This is a genomic window from Streptococcus sp. 3874, from assembly GCF_013276425.1.
GTDB lineage: Bacteria > Bacillota > Bacilli > Lactobacillales > Streptococcaceae > Streptococcus > Streptococcus pseudopneumoniae.
Window position 1 is genome coordinate 1 of sequence record NZ_VMLA01000114.1, and the last position, 17469, is coordinate 17469.

Sequence of the window (17469 nt, forward strand, 5' to 3'; positions counted from 1 at the left end):
ACCTTGAGTAAGCGCTTTAAAGAAGAGGGGACTTATAACAAAGTACGTTTGATGTACCAAGATGAAGCTGGTTTCGGAAGAATCAGTAAGATGAGTTCTTGTTGGGCTCCTCAAGGAATCCGACCTAGCATTCCTAGTCATTATATGCGAGAATATCGCTATTGTTATGGGGCAGTAGATGCTCAGACAGGAGATTCCTTTTTCCTCATTGCTGGAGGATGCAATACTGAGTGGACCAATGAATTTCTACGGCAAGTCTCACAAGCTTATCCAGATGACTATATTTTACTTGTCATGGATAATGCTATATGGCATAAATCAAGTACCTTAGAGATTCCAAGTAATATTGAGTTAGCTTTTATCCCACCTTATACTCCAGAAATGAACCCTATTGAACAAGTATGGAAAGAAATTCGAAAACGAGGTTTCAAAAATAAGGCTTTCCAAACATTGGAAGCCGTCATTGATAAGCTTCAAGAAGTTATTCAAGGACTGGAAAAAAGCGTTTTAAAGTCCACTGTCAGCAGACAATGAATAAGGTTGCTTTTTGAAAATGATTGAGTATCATAATGCCCATTCTCCAAGCGAAGATTTATAGCTTCAGGCCGCTGTTCGATGGATTGACCAGCAGGTTTAAAGTTGGTGCTAGCCTGTTTCTTATCAAGCGAAAATTTTTGGTTATGATAGTGGAGAATCTTTTCCTTTAGTTCCTTGGTCAAGCTTGATTTCTTGACCGAGCGCTTGCGATTGTTTTCATAAGACTGTTGAGCATAGTCGGCAGAATAAACCTCTTTGAAGCACCCTTTTCCAAGACATTGTCGGACTGTCCCACGCTTGATTTCAGTGTGGATAGTTTGAGGAACTTTTCCAAGCAGAAAGGCAATTTCTCTATTTGATTTCCCTTCTTTTTTCCATCTTTCGATTAAGCGGCGGCTATCGATTGTCAAATGTTTACCTTTTGTAGTATAATTTTCTTGCATCTCTGTGCCTTTCTTGTGTTTGTGGTTGAACAACAAGTATAACACAGAGGTGTTTTCTTATGCCTAGAAGAGCTTTCATTTTAATGTGATAATCGGACAAGGAGACTACTATTTCTTCAAAAAATATGTCAAAAATACTTGACACTTTATATTTAAAAGAATATAATATAGTCAAATATATACGACATAAATCAGAAAGGAGACCAGATGAATCGTGTGAAAGAATTTCGCAAGGAACTGGGCATTTCCCAGCTAGAACTAGCCAAGGATATCGGTGTCTCGAGACAGACCATCAATATGATTGAAAACGACAAGTACAATCCAACCTTGGAACTCTGTCTCAATCTCGCCCGCAGCCTCCAAACTGACCTCAACAGTCTCTTTTGGTAGGATAATTTTTAAAAAAGGAGCAAACTTATGAAAAAAGAAACCTTCACGGAAAAACTGATCAAACGCATTTATGGCATTTCAGGACCACTTGATGAACACAAACGACGCGAGGCTGATCGTATCGGCAATCAAGTCTTTATCATCCTCTTTTATCTGATGACATTTGGAAATCTCATCCCCTTTGTCCTCGCTTATAAATACCCACAAATTGTCGCTATCGGCTATCCTCTTGTGGTATTCGGCATTTCGATGATTTCTGCTCTCTATGTGCTCTCCCAAACCAAAAAAACAGGGATTACAGCTATTGATCCAGATATGCTGAGCGAGAAAGAAAGCAAGCAACTACACTACCCTGGTATGAAAGCAGGTCTACTCTATGGATTAATGAGTTTTTTTTCAACCCCTCTTCTCCATATACTGCTAGGTGAGAGTCAGGACTATCTTCAGTCTCTTCTCACTTTTAAAAATATTTTTTCAAGTATTCTCCAATCTTTCTTCTTCGGAGTGATTATACAAATTATCATCTCCCGTCGCATTGCAAAAGCCAAGAAAAATCAGGATAATGATTAGGAGGAAACTCATGAAAAAAGAACAGAAACAGTTACGTTATCCTGGTCTGAAAGCAGGTTCGATTTATGGAACAGTGATATTTTTTATAATTCCACTCATTGATACCCTAACAAGTGAAAATCCAAATTTTATCAGTTCTCTTCTAAATACAAAACATATTTTTAAAACTATACTGGGAGCTTTCTTTTTCGGAGTGATGATACATATTGTCGACTCACTTCGTATTGCAAGAGCTAAAAAAGACCAGGATTAGGAGGTGCCTTATGAAATCACTAGTAACTTTACTTACCTATCATCTTTTGTTCAGTTCCCTGCTCATCTTCATCATCGTTTCAGGGAACTTGCCAATCAGCGAGATATTCCTCGGGCTAGTCTTTATTCCAGCACTTAACAAAGGGCTAACTTATCTAAAGATTGACTCCCAAAAAACACGCATACTCAACTTAGCACTGTACTTTATGATTCTATCTTTACCACAACTGATGCTCATCTCAAGCGGTTGGAAATATTATTTACTGCTGACTATCGCTAGCCTTTCTTCTATCACTTATCTTTATTATCTCTATCAATTCGTAAAAGAAAGTCAGTAAAACCACTCATCTAGGAGATTACTAACATGAAAAAAGAAGACTTCACCACTCGCCTACTTCGAAATCTCTTTCATATCCAAGGCCCTTTTGATGAATGCCGGCAAGAGATTATCTACAAAGCCTGTGCCCGTTCCATGGTCCAAATCGTTTATTCTTCCTTCTTTCTCTTCTTGTTTTATCTGTTATTTGGACGCTTCATAGAAGCCGTTCGCTATGCCATGCCCTACGTTTACTCTGGACTCATTTTTTTCATTACTTTAAAAACTCAAAGAGTCGTCAAAGAACTCCAGCTGGAAAAAGATGACAAGTCAGAAATTATCCTCAAAACCTACAGCAAAGGCCAAATCAAATTCCGAAGCTGGATTGTGTTTATCGGTATTCAGATTGGCCTCTTTACCCTACTCATCTTTCATAAAGTCTTCGTTCAGCAGATGTCCTTTTCAGATTTTGGGAAGTTGCTCGTGCAATTCGATAAAAGTGTTCCTTTCCTAATGTATGGCCTGATTATCGGTAGCATTTTTGGAACCCTGACCTACGGATTTCTATCACTACAGGAGGAAAAAACTCCTAAAAATACCAATCAGAAGGAGAAAAGCAAGCAATGACTTCACTATACGATTTTTCAGTCTTGAACCAAGACAATCAAGAAACTCCACTAGATGCCTATCGTGGGAAAGTTCTCTTGGTTGTCAACACTGCTACTGGATGTGGTTTAACGCCCCAGTACCAGGGACTTCAAGAACTCTATGACCGCTATCAAGAACAAGGTTTTGAAATCTTAGACTTCCCTTGTAATCAGTTTATGGGACAAGCACCCGGCAGCTCAGAGGAAATCAACAGCTTCTGTAGCCTAAACTATCAAACCACCTTCCCACGTTTTGCCAAGATTAAGGTCAACGGCAAGGAGACAGACCCTCTCTATGTTTGGTTAACAGACCAAAAATCTGGCCCACTAGGAAAACGAATCGAATGGAATTTCGCTAAGTTTCTCATCGGTCGTGATGGGCAGGTCTTGGAGCGCTTCTCTTCAAAAACAGACCCCAAACAAATTGAAGAGGCGATACAAAAATTACTATAATTCACAATCTCACTATGATTAGGTTTCTTTTAGCCTGATGAATAGTGAGATTTTTTGATTGGCTTTGACTTAAATAGAAAAACACTCCATGATATGAAACATGAAGTGTTGTAAAGTCTATGTTGTAGGTGCTTATTTCACATTTTCAATGTGACCAATGATAACAAATACCATACCGAAGCTTCATATACACTAAACAAATGACTTTCTAATTATTTCAATTAGTTTTCGCTAGTAAATATCATTTCCAACAAACGCCCTCTCAATTCCTCGTCCTGACGATGCAAGATATTCATTAAGTCATGAGAATTTTTGGCATTGATGAATTGATTTAACAATCTATCTTTTAATTCATATGGAAGAGAAGCCGTCTTTAGTAGTCTAAAAACTTCGTCATTTAGGGATGTCCTTTTATTATCTTTCCATTCAAATCTAGCTGTATCATTCTTATTTGGCAATTCAATGATAGACACATTCGTTCCTTTAAAATGAATTCTATGTTTTCTATTGTTTGGAACGATACTAGAATCTCCTTGTAATGTTAACTCTACCATCCCCATTTCCCAATCGATTGATAATCTTGTTTTATATCTTTGACCATTTTGATCTTCAATCATTTCAAAAGAATGTTGTTTGCCTGGGAATACATACCAATCTACAACTTCAGGTAAATCAACACCCATATCTATCTCAGAACCAACCAAGGGAATGATTGCACCACTTTTTGCAAACACAGGTATAGTCGAAATGTCTCTATAAACACTCAACTTCACACCACCTGTATATTTTTTCTCTGAAAAGAAGTCATACCATTCACCTTCAGGGAACCATACATCCACTTTTGCAGATTGGAATGTCAAATCCATCTTTTCTACAATGGGAGCCACCATCAGTTCTGTTCCAAAAAAGTATTGGTTTGGAACATTATAGCTCTCATCATTCTCTGGGTAGAAATAATAGATTGGACTGATTAATGGGGCACCTTCCTCATGTGTCTTTACATTCATGGTATATAGATATGGAATCATCTGATGTCTCAAACGAAGGTATTTCTTCATAATCTTAGATGTTGTTTCTGAAAAAAACCAAGGTTCTTTACTATTAAAGGGACTTCTAGAACTATGTAAGCGAGTTATCGGACTAAAAACGCCAAACTGTAGCCATCTAGTTTGTAGCTCCTCGTCATAATCCCCCAGCATGTGCCCACCGATATCATGGCTCCACCAACTATAACCGATATTTGATGCTGTCGCTGTAAAATAAGGTTGAAATCTTAAGGAATTCCAACTAATAATGGTATCTCCTGAAAAACCAACAGGGTAGCGGTGACTACCAGGACCTGCATACCTTGATAAAATCAAGCCACCTTCTGCATTTTTACAACTATCCTGATAATGATAATGGTTTAAAAGCCACAGTGGATCCAACATACCTTGTGTCCCTTGTTGCCAGTCAATCCACCAAAAATCTACTCCCTGCTTTTCTAGCTCATAATGAACATCTTTAAAGTAAGCTTCCCTAAAAGAGGGATTAAAAAAATCAAAAATAGCAGGTTCTTCTAGTTCTACATTTAACCCCAATCGTTTTGCGACTTGAGGATAAGCTTCTTCATAAGCCCGTATACCATCAGCAGGATGGACATTTAAGGAGAGTTTTAACTTCCTATCATGAAGTTGTTGCAATAACTGTTCTGGATTAGGTATTAAGTTTCTATTCCAACTATATCCTGTCCAGCCACTTCCAAAACGAGCTGGAATGTCAGTGATATGCCAATCCATATCTAACACACCGATAGATAATGGAATGTTCTCTGTTTTAAATCTGTCTATTAAATCCAAGTATTCATCCGACGTATAAGGCCAATACCTACTCCACCAATTGCCTAAAGCATATCTTGGCAACAAGGGTGTTGAACCAGTCAAATGGTAAAAGTCTCTGATTGCTCCTCTATAATCATGCCCATAGGCAAAGAAATAGAGGTCAATTTGATTTTCTCTCTCAATATAACCAGACTGTTCATCCCAAATAAATCCTTGAGAATCATCCAATAAGGCTATACCATTTCGGCTAATAATTCCATCTTCTAACGAGATTGCTCCATCTGCCTCATCCAGAGTCCGAGCTGTTCCTTTTAACGTTTCAATAGATTCACCAAAATACCAGCGACTACCATATACGGCAAAATTTCCTTTTAATTCTATAAATAAATTTTCGGCGTTAAATTCTCCTTTATTAAAGTGCAGATGAAAATAGTCCGTCATAATATCTAGTACGTTTGATGTCTCGATATAATCTAACGAAACTTGGCCAAAATCTCTATTGTAGATAAGTTGTGTCGTTCTATCCTCAAAATTTCCAGTTTGAGAGTATTCTAGCCTCACTAACTTGTCTGTTAATACAGAGATTCGATAAAACTCTCCCTTAAAAATTTTCAATTTGTTGTCCTCCTTTTATGGTAGCATAAAAACAGAACGCACCATTTTTGATGCGTTTCTCGTTATTCTGAATGCAATGTTCTATCTATGACAAATAATACTCAATTGAAAAAATGTAGTGGACAAAATATCTTTTAACAAATCAAGATGTTAAAGAGTTATTCCTTTTCAACTTTTCTAAGCTTATGCAGTTGTAAAACAAACTACTTTTAAACTATTAACTATCTATCAGTAGCAACTCATAACTTGAAAAGAATTTTTTCAAATAACTTCGTTAATTTAGTTTTGTCTCCATAAACTGTACCATCCATATACAGGTGATAAATCTCATCATCATCACCGATTGATATTTCACATTCATAACCTTTCATTAAAGCTAAAGAGCGAATAACCTCCCTCTGCGTTCTACCGTTTCCCTCACGGAATGAATGAAAATAATTGAGATTATCTAAAATTTCGACCAATAACTGAATGACTTCTTTTCTACTATTAGCATTGTCATGAAATCTATCTATCAAATTATTAAGGTAAGTGAGTGCTGTATCGAAAGACTGAATCGGCATAAAAGCATTACCACTTTTTGAAATATTGACTTTTCTAAATTCACCTGCCCAATGATACATATCTTCAAACAAAAATTGATGAATTTTCAATATATCTTCTACACTATAAACTGGGGTAGGATTGATAAATAATTTCAAACTCTTACTAGCAACCATACGATATTCAAGATCGCGTGCTTTTTGCTCATCTCGTTCTTCCTGCTTATTTCTTAGAACTGAAGAATCTGGATAGGTATATAAATTATTCGGATCAATATAGTCATAAGAATCATAACATTTACGCTTCATTAAGCCATCCCCAGAGCAAGAGCTTCATCTCGTAATTTTTCAACATCACTAACCGTAGGTCGCCATCCTTCAATCATATTTGTACTTAAAGCATACCAAACACTCTTAAAAATGGAGCGGTTTTCAAAAGCTACTCCCATGATTGTCATCTTTTCTTTATCTATATCTAAGGACATATACTACCTCCTATAGTTACATTATACCATGTTTCTCTGTCGCTTTTAAATATTTTATTTTGTCTGTAATATCTAAATTTCAGCACATTTAGCCTATTTTATAAACTTCAAACTCAAAGATGAAAACGCGTTCTTTTTCCTTATTGTTAAGGAAAGAAGTAATTTTAAATTGAAATAGAACAATATCTTCTTGTATTCTCGTAATGATATCTATACGATTTTCAATACTTTCAAACTACAAAAACTCTCACAATAATTCTAATTCCCTATGTCTATAAACGACTTATCACTTTCTGTTATCCCAGAATCATCTTCTATATAACGTTCAACTTGCATCTGCAAGTGATATTTTCTTCTTAAATCTAAGATATTCTGCATTGTCTTTGATTGATGATGTTCATCTAAAACTTCTTGATTTGTCCACTGATCAATAAGGAGAATAGTTCCCTCTTTTTCAATTGGTAAAAAATATTCGTATTTCAAGTTACCTTTTTGATTTCTAATTTCTTCAACAAGGCCACTATCAAGCATTTCTCTTGCAAACTTTATTGCACTATCTCCATCACCCTTATAATATACATGAATAGTCAATGTCATCTCATATCCTCCAAAATCATCCTTCAAATTTTTAAAAACAAGTTTAGATGAGGATCTAAACTTGTTTTTTATGAATCAATCATATAAAGTTTCGCCATTACTTTCAATCACTTCTTTATACCAATAAAATGATTTTTTCTTATAGCGATTTAATGTTCCAGATCCATCATCATTTCTATCTACGTAAATAAATCCATAACGCTTACTCATCTGGGCTGTTGAAGCTGATACTAAATCAATACATCCCCATGTAGTATAACCTAACAATTCTACTCCATCCTCAATGGCTTCACCTACTTGTTGTAGATGTTTTTTGAGATAATCGATTCTATAGTCATCATCAACAGTAGGTCCATCCGCACCTTCAATTAGAACGTCTTTAGCACCCAAACCATTTTCAACAATAAACAACGGCAACTGATAACGATCATAAAGATTATTCAGCACTATACGTAAACCAATAGGGTCAACTTGCCAACCCCATTCTGAACTTTCCAAATAAGGATTAGCAATTCCTCCCAATAAATTTCCAATGCTTGATTGATAATTTTCAGGATCATTTGCTTGAACCGAACTCATATAATAAGAGAAAGAAATAAAATCCACAGTATTTTCAGCTAATAACTCCTTATCCCCTGATTCAAATTTGATATTGATATCATTTTCTTTAAAGAATCTTTGAATATATGATGGATATTTACCGCGAGCATGAATATCTGAAAATAGATAATTCTGATTCTCAAATTCACGCGCAGCCAGCACATCTTCTGGCTTCGGTGTCATAGGATATGTTGGCATAGCCAAAACCATGCATCCAATTTTAAATTCTGGATTGATTTCATGTCCAACTTTCGTTGCCAAAGCGGATGCAACTAACTCATGATGAACCGCTTGATAAAGATCTTGTTTAGATAATTTCTCGACTGGAGTTGCAATACCACCACTTATAAAAGGAACATGTAAAACGGAGTTGATTTCGTTAAAAGTCAACCAATATTTGACTTTATTTTTATATCGATTGAAAACAGTTCTTACATAGCGCTCATAAAAACCAATCAAATCACGATTAACCCATCCATTATATTTTTTAGCCAAGTGAAGTGGAGTTTCATAATGTGATAATGTTACTAAAGGTTCTATTCCATATTTAGCTAGTTCGTCAAAAAGATTATCATAAAACTGTAAACCTTCTTCGTTTGGTTCCAATTCGTCACCATTTGGAAAAATACGAGACCATGCAATCGATGTTCTAAATACCTTAAAGCCCATTTCTGCAAATAAAGCAACATCTTCTTTATAACGGTGATAAAAATCAATTCCTTCCAATTTGAGATTATCTTCTGTAGGCAGTTCTGTAATGAATGGATTTAGATCATTATCACTTACTGGAACTCCGCCCCTAGGTGTCACATCCTGAACCGATAAACCTTTATCACCTACATTATAAGCACCTTCATATTGGTTAGCTGCTGTAGCTCCACCCCATAAAAATTCTTTAGGAAATTTACTCATTTATTTTCTCCTTTGTTTTTTTCTATACTTATATTATAATTAAATAAAAATGACAAATCTTGCACAATAATAGTAAAAAACGATACTATCCTATTAAGAGGAAACCTATGATTGATCTTGGACAACTACATAAAAACACGCCTTATAAAAATGAATTAATTCCCTATTCTCTTACCCGGACTATTATGGAAGATGGTCTACCTGATATTCTTTTTCACTGGCATACAGATATGGAAATCATATATGTACACGAAGGACAAGCAAGATTCCATATAGATACAGACTATTTTAACAGTGAGAAAGGAGATATTATTTTAATTCGTCCTAATGCCTTACATTCTATACATCCAATTGAGAATACCTATCACTATATGGATGCAATCAACTTTCAATTAGACTTAATTGGTTATTCTACAAAAGATTTTGCAGCAATTCATTACTTACACCCCCTATATAATGGACAACTAGACTTTAAACGTGTGATTAAACCCAATCAACCTGGTTATACAGAAATTCGACAAACACTAATTAATTCAATGGAAATAGGATACTATAGGAAGACATTTTTTGAACTAGAATTAAAAAGTGAGCTACTAAAACTGCTTCATCTTCTCTTTCAATATAATTACGTTTATTCAAGTAAACAATCAATAGATGGTTATCGTAGAGAAGAAAAAATTAGAAAAATTATTGATTATATAAGCGAACACTATCAGGAAGATTTATCAATTAATCTTCTAGCAGAACTATGTGGCTATAGTCCAACACATTTTATGAATTTCTTTAAAAAAAATTTAGGAGTTAGTTGTATGGACTATCTTATCCACTATCGTTTACGTAAAGCTACTGAACTTCTTCAACACTCAACTCTATCAGTTCTAGAAATTTCCTCAGAGGTAGGTTTTAAACACTTATCAAATTTTAATCGACAATTCAAAAAAATTTACAAAACAACACCCCGAAAATATAGAGGTGAAATAGATAAATAGATATTTTACCTTAGAAAAGTATTACAATTGGCTAGAATAGCAGTAGAAACATTTTTTATCATACTGTAAAATCAAACTAAAAAATGGAGTAGAAATATGAAAAAAATTATCTTCCTTGATGTTGACGGAACAATTGTTGACTACGATAATCACATACCCGATTCAGCTAAAATAGCTATCCAACAATCACGAAAAAATGGACACTTAGTATTCCTTTGCACTGGACGAAGTAAAGCTGAGATGCCAAACAAAATTTTAGATATTGGCTTCGATGGTATCATTGGAGGAAATGGTTCCTACATAGAGTACAAAAATCAAGTTCTCATGCATCAACTGATTCCGTATGAGACTGCCAAACAAGTTGTTGATTGGCTTGAATCAAGAGGATTAGAGTTCTATATTGAAAGTAATAACGGATTATTTGCGAGCCGTAATTTTCGTGATGCTGCAAGACAGATACTCCGCATCTATGCCTTAGGTAAAGGAGCTAGTGAAGACCAAATTTTAAACATGGAGCCAGAAGATGCGCTACATGGATTAGTTTATGGTGGAGAACTGTACCGAGACGATCTTAATAAAATTAGTTTTATTCTCAATTCCTACCAAGATCACTTAGATTCTAAAAAAGTTTTCCCACACCTAAAAGCTGGTACTTGGGGAGGTAGAGGAGAATCAGCTCTATTTGGTGAATTAGGGGTAAAGGATATTAATAAAGCACATGCTGTTAACATCATTCTTAAGCATTTAGGAGCGAATCATACTGATACAATTGCTTTTGGTGATGCTAAAGTTGATATTCCAATGCTCGAAGCCTGCCATATTGGTGTGGCTATGGGTAATGGCGGTCCTGAAATACTAGCTATGGCTGATATTATAACAGATGATGTTCGACAAGATGGACTTTATAATGCCTTTAGAAAACTTAATTTACTGTAGGATATTAAGATGAAAAAACTCTTTATTTAATGCGTCATGGACACACTCTTTTCAACAAACGTCATCTTATACAAGGTTGGTGTGATTCTCCGCTAACAGACTTTGGAATTTACCAAGCTCAAGTAGCAAGTGAATATTTCAAAAAACATGGAATTATCTTTGACAGTGCTTTTAGTTCAAAATCTGAGCGCGCGTGCGATACTTTGGAAATTGTAACTGATGGAAAAATACCTTATACACGAATTAAAGGTCTCAAAGAATGGAATTTTGGTATTTTTGAAGGAGAAAGCGAAAATCTAAATCCCTCTATCCCTTATAACGATTTCTTCGTCTATTATGGTGGAGAATCTCAATTAGATTTACAAGAGCGCATAAATAACACTATTTGTTCACTTATGAAGGAAGATACAGGAAACTCTATTCTTATTGTGTCCCATGGAGCAGCTATTCGAAATTTTGCCAGAGTCTGGGAAAAGTAAGAACAAACAACTATTCAAAATAGAATGACAAATTGTTGAATTCTCAAGTTCACATACTCTAACGATATTTTTTATTTAGAAGAAGTTATCAATCATGATTTTAGCAATTGGAATAATAATTCTAATCAATAAAAATTAGATAAATTAATTTATTAGAACCGTTAGTTTTAACAATTATCATCTGCAATAACAAAAAGCCATGGAAATTTAAAAATCTCCATGACTTTTTTATTTCTTTCGAATACGAGAGAGATGGATCGTTAAATATAACTGCTCATCATCAGAAATAGAATACTGTCTAGTTTTTTCTAGATGTAAGGCAATCTTTTTAGTTGTTTCATATGCAATAGGATACTTCTTACACATTAGCTCAAACATTAAAGAATCATCCAATTCTTCTTGGTTTGTATTTGTTAATACACGCTCACAAAAAAATTTTAAATGAGTGATAAATCGTTGAACATAAATATCATCTTGTTCCAATGGAATTTCCAAACTATATTTCACGATAGTCATAATCTCTTCCATTAACTGTGTTAAATCTCGAGCGTTTGAATTCTTATAATTTAACTCACTATTTACCAATGTTAGCGCCATGAACCCAGCTTCATCATCAGGCAATTCTTGACCCAAATAAGAACTCAAAAGCTCATTAGCATATAGTCCCGCCTCATACTCCTTAGGAAAAAAGCGTTTAATATCCCACATGAGAAAATTCTTCATAAAAAATCCAGCACGAATTCTTTGTTCAACTCCATACATATGATCTGCCAATGATAGAAAAGCTGTATCTTTAATAGCATTATCTAATGTACATTTAGCAAAAGATATAGCTTTATCTGCAACCTCTAATAATTCAGCAGGAATTTCAAAAAAAATTTCTCTGTGATTTTGAGACAAAATATAACGTTTATCTATCTTATTTTCATCAAGCTCGTCATCAACTTTCTTACCAAATGCTAAACCTCTTCCCATTACAATGATTTCCTGATCCTTCATTTCAGATAGGACTACATTATTATTAAATATTTTTTTAATTTTCATGACTTCACCCAATTATTAGTATCTATAGTATAACACAAAAATGAGGTATGGAAGTTGAATCGTCTCCCATACCTCCATTTAGACTATCTAATTTCTAGCAAGTTTTGATCTAAGTTGACTTTACCGCTTGCAATTGTGTTTACACTATGATAGTTACTAGTATTTGTAATTATGATTGGTGTTGTGACTGAATAGCCTGCTGATTTGATTGACTCAATATCAAAACTCAACAATAATTGACCCTTTTTAACTCTATTACCCTGAACTACATGAGCTTTAAAGCCAGATCCATCTAACTCAACTGTATCCATACCAACATGAATCAGTAATTCGGCACCATCATCTGTTGCAAGACCAATAGCATGGTTTGTAGGGAAGAGAAGACGAATTGTTCCATCTGCTGGTGCAACAACTTCCCCAATAGTTGGTTCAATAGCCACTCCTTGTCCCATCGCTCCACTAGAAAAAACTGGATCTGGTGTTTCTGAAAGTGGAATAATATTTCCTACAATTGGACTTGAAATTACTTGATTCCCCACTTCTACTTTATCGTTTTTAGTTTCTTCAGTGACTGCTTTCTTCTGATTTTTTTCAAAAAGTGTTGGGACTGGTAAGAACATTTGAATTGCAAATGAGAGGATAATAGCAATTGCTGTGCCAACTAAAGCTACATATAAACTTCCAAAATTACCATCCGGACTAACAAGAGATGGGTAAAGGAAAATTCCCAAAGCACCTACTGAATACATAGTTACGTTGAACATGCCAACAAATCCACCAACAATACCAGACACGACACAACTGATAATAAATGGCGTACGCATTGGAAGCGTTACACCATAAATAGCTGGTTCAGTAACACCAAAGATTGAAGAAATCAAAGCTGGAGTAGAAATTGCTTTTACCTTGCTTTCTTTCGTTTTAAGAATAATTGCTGCAAGGACACCTGTTTGTGTAAAACATGGTAACAAAGCGCCTGCTAGAATGACTCCTGAACCAGTCTGAGTGAGTTCAAGTATTGCCAACGGCACAAGGCCCCAATGAAGTCCAAACATAACCATCACTTGCCATAAAGTACCTAGAAGGACTCCATAAATTATAGGATTAAAATTATAAACTGAACTTAAGAATGCCCCTAGTAAATCAGACGCTGTATTAGCGATAGGACCAACTAGTAGGAAAGTCAATGGAATTGAAACAATCAAAGTTACAAACGGCACCACAAAAAGCTTAACTGTATCTGGTGTAATCTTTTTGATAAATCTTTCAATTCTAGAAGCTACCCATACAGCTAGAATAGCTGGAATAACTGTTGATAAATAACCTCCTGCGGGCATGCTTAAAGGAATTCCAAAAAAGTTAGATGCACCTACTTCAGTCAAACTCTTAACACTTGCTTCTAAGTTTGGATAAACTAAAGACGCAGCAATTGCTAAAGCGGTGAACTCATTCATTTTAAATTTACGAGCTGCATTTAAAGCAATCATCATTGGCAAAAATTGGAAAAATCCGTCACCAGCTGCGGTCAGAACTAGAGCAACTCCATTATTTGTAGCAGTCCATCCGAAGAAAGCAGTTAAAATAGCAACAATCCCTTTTATAATTCCAGCTGCTGCCAGTGGGCCAAGGAAAGGTTGGAAGATACTTGAGACAATATCAATAAAAGCATCTAAAGGATTCTTCTTAACACTATCTTCTTCATCAGCATCTACTGCCCCACTACCTTGTAAGCTGCCTACTGCTAATACCTCTGCATAAACATCCGGAACATGGTTCCCTATTACTACCTGATACTGACCTCCTGCCTTAATAACTGTTACTACACCATCTCGCTTCATGAGATAATCTGTATCAGCTTTACTTTCATCTTTAAGTGTAAAGCGTAAACGTGTTACACAATGTTTAACGCTACTCACATTTTCACGTCCACCAACGTGATTAATAATATCTTGTGCTAACTCAGTATATTTAGCCATATTGGACCTCCTTATATTTTTTGGTCATCAGTTGACTACTTATTCCCGGAAAATAGGTAACAAAAAAACCTAAACACATACCAAATAGAAAGCAAAGTATCGCTTCTTATCTCGTATTTGTTTAGGTTTTGCCTGCATGACCAGTAACAATCCATGAATTAAGTATATCACATTTTTTTATTTTTGCAAGCGCTTTTTTAAAAATTTTTTGAGAATTAAATAATGAAGTTTGGCATGAAGTTAGCGAACTACTTTCAACAGAAAATAACTGATCCAACTACTATAGTTAGTTGAGTTTGGAATAGTACGCTGTAGCTACTAAAACATTTCTAGAAATTAATTTGACTTTCCTAGTAGAGTTGTTCATATCTTATTTCAATCTACTATAACATCCAATGGCTGTTGGTGGTTCACTTATCATAATCTTAAAAAGTAATGGTGTAAATTTTACTAAAAATTATTTAAAACATACTCTATAGTTTGAGCCATAGGTGTTGTAAATGCTGTATTCTAATTCGTTCTTAACGGTTAGAGAATTGGACAGCTTTTGAGTTTTCTTAAATTCGCATCATGATACTTACACTAAATTATAGCTAAAACCAATAATTATTGAGATATGAAACCACAATTTATATAACCCTTTTAAAAATCGAGAGGTTATCAAAGGGTTATCACTTTATAGTTTTCGGAGCTTATGTAATTGAAATTTGGCGAAAAATACGAACTACTGTATCACAAAGATGATGTAGTAGTTCAACAACAAATGCACAGCTACTTCGTGCCAGTTCAAATTCTTTTGTTATCGGCATTTTCTCTTCTGAAGATATTTAGAAAGCCTGTGATATTATTTCTAAATACTTAGAAATAATCAAATAAATTGAATATTATTTCTAAATATTTGAAAATAGTTACTATTTGTATTATACTATCTTTGAGGTAACTATTATGAACTATATCAAAAGACCACATTATTTAGATTTTTTAAGAAGACATCGTGACCGACAAATCATCAAAGTTGTGAGTGGAGTTAGGCGAGCTGGTAAATCTGTTCTCTTTCAACTCTATAAAGAGGAGTTAATAGCAACTGGGGTAGACGAGGATCAAATCATATCCATCAATTTTGAGGATCTGAGTTACTATGATCTCCGACATTTTCAAACATTATTTGCTTATATAAAAGAGCAGTTAATTGGAGAGAAAACATACTATATCTTTTTAGATGAAATTCAACATGTTGAAAAATTTGAACTGGTAGCAGATAGTCTATTTATACTACCAAATGTTGACCTCTATTTGACTGGATCAAACGCCTACTTTATGAGTAGCCAATTAGCTACAAACTTGACTGGTCGGTATGTTGAGATAGAAATTCTTCCATTGTCATTTGAAGAATACCTATCAGGCCAATCTCTCTCAGAGAATCTGAATACAACAGAAATTTTTAACAGTTATCTCTTTAGTGCTTTCCCTTACTTATTGCAAACATCATCTTACGCTGAAAAAATTGACTATCTCAGAGGAATATATAACTCCATACTGTTAAATGATATTGTCACTAGATTGGGAAATCCAAATCCTACTATTATTGAGCGCATTGTCCGAACCCTTCTCAGTAGTACAGGTAGCTTAATATCAACAAATAAGATTCGCAATACCCTGGTCAGCCAAAATGTTTCAATCTCCCATAATACTTTAGAAAATTATTTGACGACTTTGACAGACAGCTTACTTTTTTATTCCGTTCCACGTTTTGATGTAAAAGGTCGAGCATTATTGCAACGCTTAGAAAAATATTATCCCGTTGATTTAGGTTTACGACACCTCTTATTACCAGACCACAAAGAAGACATTGGGCATATATTGGAAAATATTGTCTATTTGGAATTGAGACGTAGATATTCACAAGTATATGTTGGTAATTTAGATAAATATGAGGTTGATTTTGTTGTTGTAACTGATCTTGGCCACTACGCTTATTATCAAGTCAGTGAAACAACACTTGCTCCAGAAACACTAGAAAGAAAACTTAGACCACTAGAAGCCATTAAAGATCAATTCCCAAAATATCTATTAACAATGGATACGATTCAGCCAACAGCAAATTACAATGGAATTGAGAAGAAAAATATCATAGATTGGTTACTAGAAAAATATATAAATATAAATCATGCAGCTAACTAGATTTGCAACAGTCTGTTATCAATGATTCTACCAAAACCCTAACAAGATATAGCGAATTTAGAGCACTGATACTTGAAAGATAACATGGGATCTATAACTTTTGGAAGTACTATCATCATAGTCTTGTTAAAGAAAAGCATCACCCACTTTTTCAAATAAGATTAAATTATAACTGAATTATAATGAAAAAGAGACTGAGCAATCAGTCTTTAAAACCCTAAAAAACGCATACTATCAGGTGTTGAATGAACTGCACCCGCATAGCGGGTGGTTTTTTTGTCTCGCACCTAACGGAGCGAGACGAACTAATAGTCACATAATCATAAGGCTGATAGTATTAATCTAACTATCAGCCTTACAGGCTATTTAATGTTTCAGTAACACTCCAATATCAAGATAAACTAAACAGCATCTAGTTCCTTCAAATAATTTTCTATCTTCATCAGCATTAAAGGATTGTTATAAATCTTGCATAGCTCTCTTGCTTCTATATAATAATTTTTGACTTGTTCTTTGCCAAGGAATTGTGTTCCACAATTTCCAACGAGAACGAGCAGGGGAGCTAGTTGGTAACTTGTTTGCCTCTCTTTACAGAGTTCGATAGTCTCAAGAGCTTCTTGGATGGCTTCATTATATTTTTCCTTTGATACTAGGTAGTGAGCGTAGTTGTAACGAACTCTGATGT

Annotated in this window: 17 protein-coding genes and 3 pseudogenes; 11 read left to right on the forward strand and 9 right to left on the reverse strand. The window is 34.8% G+C overall.

Annotation, left to right across the window (positions count from 1 at the left end):
- Nucleotides 1-534: IS630 family transposase (locus HT703_RS10270; RefSeq protein WP_054392949.1), on the forward strand; the 534-nt coding region annotated here is incomplete at its 5' end.
- Between the two features lie 29 nt (nucleotides 535-563).
- On the opposite strand, the pseudogene HT703_RS10275 reads toward HT703_RS10270, so the two are convergent.
- A pseudogene (locus tag HT703_RS10275) lies at nucleotides 564-980 on the reverse strand (helix-turn-helix domain-containing protein); the annotation flags it as partial.
- A gap of 207 nt (nucleotides 981-1187) precedes the next feature.
- Here HT703_RS10275 and HT703_RS10280 point away from each other — a divergent pair.
- The 6 genes from HT703_RS10280 to HT703_RS10305 are packed head-to-tail and all read left to right on the forward strand — an operon-like array spanning nucleotide 1188 to nucleotide 3608.
- The gene (locus HT703_RS10280) at nucleotides 1188-1370 is read left to right on the forward strand and encodes a helix-turn-helix transcriptional regulator (protein WP_031233763.1); all 183 of its coding nucleotides are present in this window, start codon (nucleotides 1188-1190) and stop codon (nucleotides 1368-1370) included.
- Nucleotides 1371-1397: 27 nt separating this feature from the next.
- Nucleotides 1398-1940 carry a DUF3278 domain-containing protein gene (locus HT703_RS10285; protein WP_000712340.1) on the forward strand — a complete coding sequence of 181 codons (543 nt, stop codon included), beginning with the start codon at nucleotides 1398-1400 and terminating at the stop codon, nucleotides 1938-1940.
- Nucleotides 1941-1950: 10 nt separating this feature from the next.
- A complete protein-coding gene (locus HT703_RS10290; RefSeq protein WP_000712156.1) occupies nucleotides 1951-2193 on the forward strand; it encodes a hypothetical protein in 243 nt (80 codons plus the stop codon).
- Between the two features lie 10 nt (nucleotides 2194-2203).
- Nucleotides 2204-2530, forward strand: coding sequence for a hypothetical protein (locus HT703_RS10295; protein ID WP_000839388.1), 327 nt, complete (start codon nucleotides 2204-2206; stop codon nucleotides 2528-2530).
- Nucleotides 2531-2556: 26 nt separating this feature from the next.
- Nucleotides 2557-3135 (forward strand): DUF3278 domain-containing protein, encoded by a 579-nt coding sequence (locus HT703_RS10300; RefSeq protein ID WP_023937289.1) that lies wholly within the window; start codon nucleotides 2557-2559, stop codon nucleotides 3133-3135.
- Nucleotides 3132-3608 carry a glutathione peroxidase gene (locus HT703_RS10305; protein WP_023937288.1) on the forward strand — a complete coding sequence of 159 codons (477 nt, stop codon included), beginning with the start codon at nucleotides 3132-3134 and terminating at the stop codon, nucleotides 3606-3608. The genes HT703_RS10300 and HT703_RS10305 overlap by 4 nt, the downstream gene beginning before the upstream one ends.
- A 221-nt stretch (nucleotides 3609-3829) precedes the next feature.
- On the opposite strand, the gene HT703_RS10310 is transcribed toward HT703_RS10305, so the two are convergent.
- The 5 genes from HT703_RS10310 to HT703_RS10330 all read right to left on the reverse strand — a co-directional run bounded on the left by HT703_RS10310 (nucleotide 3830) and on the right by HT703_RS10330 (nucleotide 9179).
- Entirely contained in the window at nucleotides 3830-6043 is a 2214-nt protein-coding gene (locus HT703_RS10310) for a TIM-barrel domain-containing protein (RefSeq protein WP_023937287.1), read from the reverse strand.
- 239 nt (nucleotides 6044-6282) lie between these two features.
- Nucleotides 6283-6894 carry a Fic family protein gene (locus tag HT703_RS10315; RefSeq protein ID WP_023937286.1) on the reverse strand — a complete coding sequence of 204 codons (612 nt, stop codon included), beginning with the start codon at nucleotides 6892-6894 and terminating at the stop codon, nucleotides 6283-6285.
- Nucleotides 6894-7070: a hypothetical protein gene (locus HT703_RS10320; RefSeq protein WP_023937285.1), complete on the reverse strand. Its 177-nt coding sequence runs from the start codon at nucleotides 7068-7070 to the stop codon at nucleotides 6894-6896. Before HT703_RS10320 ends, HT703_RS10315 begins: the two co-directional genes overlap by 1 nt.
- A 258-nt stretch (nucleotides 7071-7328) precedes the next feature.
- Nucleotides 7329-7667 carry a putative quinol monooxygenase gene (locus HT703_RS10325; protein ID WP_031233762.1) on the reverse strand — a complete coding sequence of 113 codons (339 nt, stop codon included), beginning with the start codon at nucleotides 7665-7667 and terminating at the stop codon, nucleotides 7329-7331.
- Between the two features lie 75 nt (nucleotides 7668-7742).
- Nucleotides 7743-9179: a glycoside hydrolase family 1 protein gene (locus tag HT703_RS10330; RefSeq protein WP_023937283.1), complete on the reverse strand. Its 1437-nt coding sequence runs from the start codon at nucleotides 9177-9179 to the stop codon at nucleotides 7743-7745.
- Nucleotides 9180-9286: 107 nt separating this feature from the next.
- On the opposite strand from HT703_RS10330, the gene HT703_RS10335 reads away from it, so the two are divergent.
- From HT703_RS10335 to HT703_RS10345, 3 genes and pseudogenes are all read left to right on the forward strand, one after another.
- Nucleotides 9287-10168, forward strand: a complete 882-nt coding sequence (locus HT703_RS10335; RefSeq protein WP_172930070.1) for an AraC family transcriptional regulator — start codon at nucleotides 9287-9289, stop codon at nucleotides 10166-10168.
- 96 nt (nucleotides 10169-10264) lie between these two features.
- Nucleotides 10265-11104 (forward strand): HAD family hydrolase, encoded by an 840-nt coding sequence (locus HT703_RS10340; RefSeq protein ID WP_023937281.1) that lies wholly within the window; start codon nucleotides 10265-10267, stop codon nucleotides 11102-11104.
- Nucleotides 11105-11133: 29 nt separating this feature from the next.
- Nucleotides 11134-11715 (forward strand): annotated as a pseudogene (locus tag HT703_RS10345) (histidine phosphatase family protein).
- Nucleotides 11716-11811: 96 nt separating this feature from the next.
- On the opposite strand, the gene HT703_RS10350 reads toward HT703_RS10345, so the two are convergent.
- Nucleotides 11812-12627 carry a PRD domain-containing protein gene (locus HT703_RS10350; RefSeq protein WP_023937280.1) on the reverse strand — a complete coding sequence of 272 codons (816 nt, stop codon included), beginning with the start codon at nucleotides 12625-12627 and terminating at the stop codon, nucleotides 11812-11814.
- A gap of 83 nt (nucleotides 12628-12710) precedes the next feature.
- Nucleotides 12711-14603 carry a beta-glucoside-specific PTS transporter subunit IIABC gene (locus HT703_RS10355; RefSeq protein WP_023937279.1) on the reverse strand — a complete coding sequence of 631 codons (1893 nt, stop codon included), beginning with the start codon at nucleotides 14601-14603 and terminating at the stop codon, nucleotides 12711-12713.
- Nucleotides 14604-15548: 945 nt separating this feature from the next.
- Here HT703_RS10355 and HT703_RS10360 point away from each other — a divergent pair.
- Complete coding sequence (locus HT703_RS10360) at nucleotides 15549-16784, forward strand: ATP-binding protein (RefSeq protein WP_023937277.1); 1236 nt, start codon at nucleotides 15549-15551, stop codon at nucleotides 16782-16784.
- Between the two features lie 401 nt (nucleotides 16785-17185).
- On the opposite strand, the pseudogene HT703_RS10365 reads toward HT703_RS10360, so the two are convergent.
- Nucleotides 17186-17469 (reverse strand): annotated as a pseudogene (locus HT703_RS10365) (XRE family transcriptional regulator); the annotation flags it as partial.

Excerpts from the sequence above, each read along its gene's own strand:
- HT703_RS10350 (WP_023937280.1), bottom strand. The coding sequence starts at position 12,627 with ATGAAAATTAAAAAAATATTTAATAATAATGTAGTCCTATCTGAAATG.
- HT703_RS10300 (WP_023937289.1), top strand. The coding sequence starts at position 2,557 with ATGAAAAAAGAAGACTTCACCACTCGCCTACTTCGAAATCTCTTTCAT.
- HT703_RS10325 (WP_031233762.1), bottom strand. The coding sequence starts at position 7,667 with ATGACATTGACTATTCATGTATATTATAAGGGTGATGGAGATAGTGCA.
- HT703_RS10285 (WP_000712340.1), top strand. The coding sequence starts at position 1,398 with ATGAAAAAAGAAACCTTCACGGAAAAACTGATCAAACGCATTTATGGC.
- HT703_RS10305 (WP_023937288.1), top strand. The coding sequence starts at position 3,132 with ATGACTTCACTATACGATTTTTCAGTCTTGAACCAAGACAATCAAGAA.
- HT703_RS10290 (WP_000712156.1), top strand. The coding sequence starts at position 1,951 with ATGAAAAAAGAACAGAAACAGTTACGTTATCCTGGTCTGAAAGCAGGT.
- HT703_RS10280 (WP_031233763.1), top strand. The coding sequence starts at position 1,188 with ATGAATCGTGTGAAAGAATTTCGCAAGGAACTGGGCATTTCCCAGCTA.
- HT703_RS10295 (WP_000839388.1), top strand. The coding sequence starts at position 2,204 with ATGAAATCACTAGTAACTTTACTTACCTATCATCTTTTGTTCAGTTCC.
- HT703_RS10340 (WP_023937281.1), top strand. The coding sequence starts at position 10,265 with ATGAAAAAAATTATCTTCCTTGATGTTGACGGAACAATTGTTGACTAC.
- HT703_RS10355 (WP_023937279.1), bottom strand. The coding sequence starts at position 14,603 with ATGGCTAAATATACTGAGTTAGCACAAGATATTATTAATCACGTTGGT.
- HT703_RS10320 (WP_023937285.1), bottom strand. The coding sequence starts at position 7,070 with ATGTCCTTAGATATAGATAAAGAAAAGATGACAATCATGGGAGTAGCT.
- HT703_RS10315 (WP_023937286.1), bottom strand. The coding sequence starts at position 6,894 with ATGAAGCGTAAATGTTATGATTCTTATGACTATATTGATCCGAATAAT.
- HT703_RS10335 (WP_172930070.1), top strand. The coding sequence starts at position 9,287 with ATGATTGATCTTGGACAACTACATAAAAACACGCCTTATAAAAATGAA.
- HT703_RS10330 (WP_023937283.1), bottom strand. The coding sequence starts at position 9,179 with ATGAGTAAATTTCCTAAAGAATTTTTATGGGGTGGAGCTACAGCAGCT.
- HT703_RS10360 (WP_023937277.1), top strand. The coding sequence starts at position 15,549 with ATGAACTATATCAAAAGACCACATTATTTAGATTTTTTAAGAAGACAT.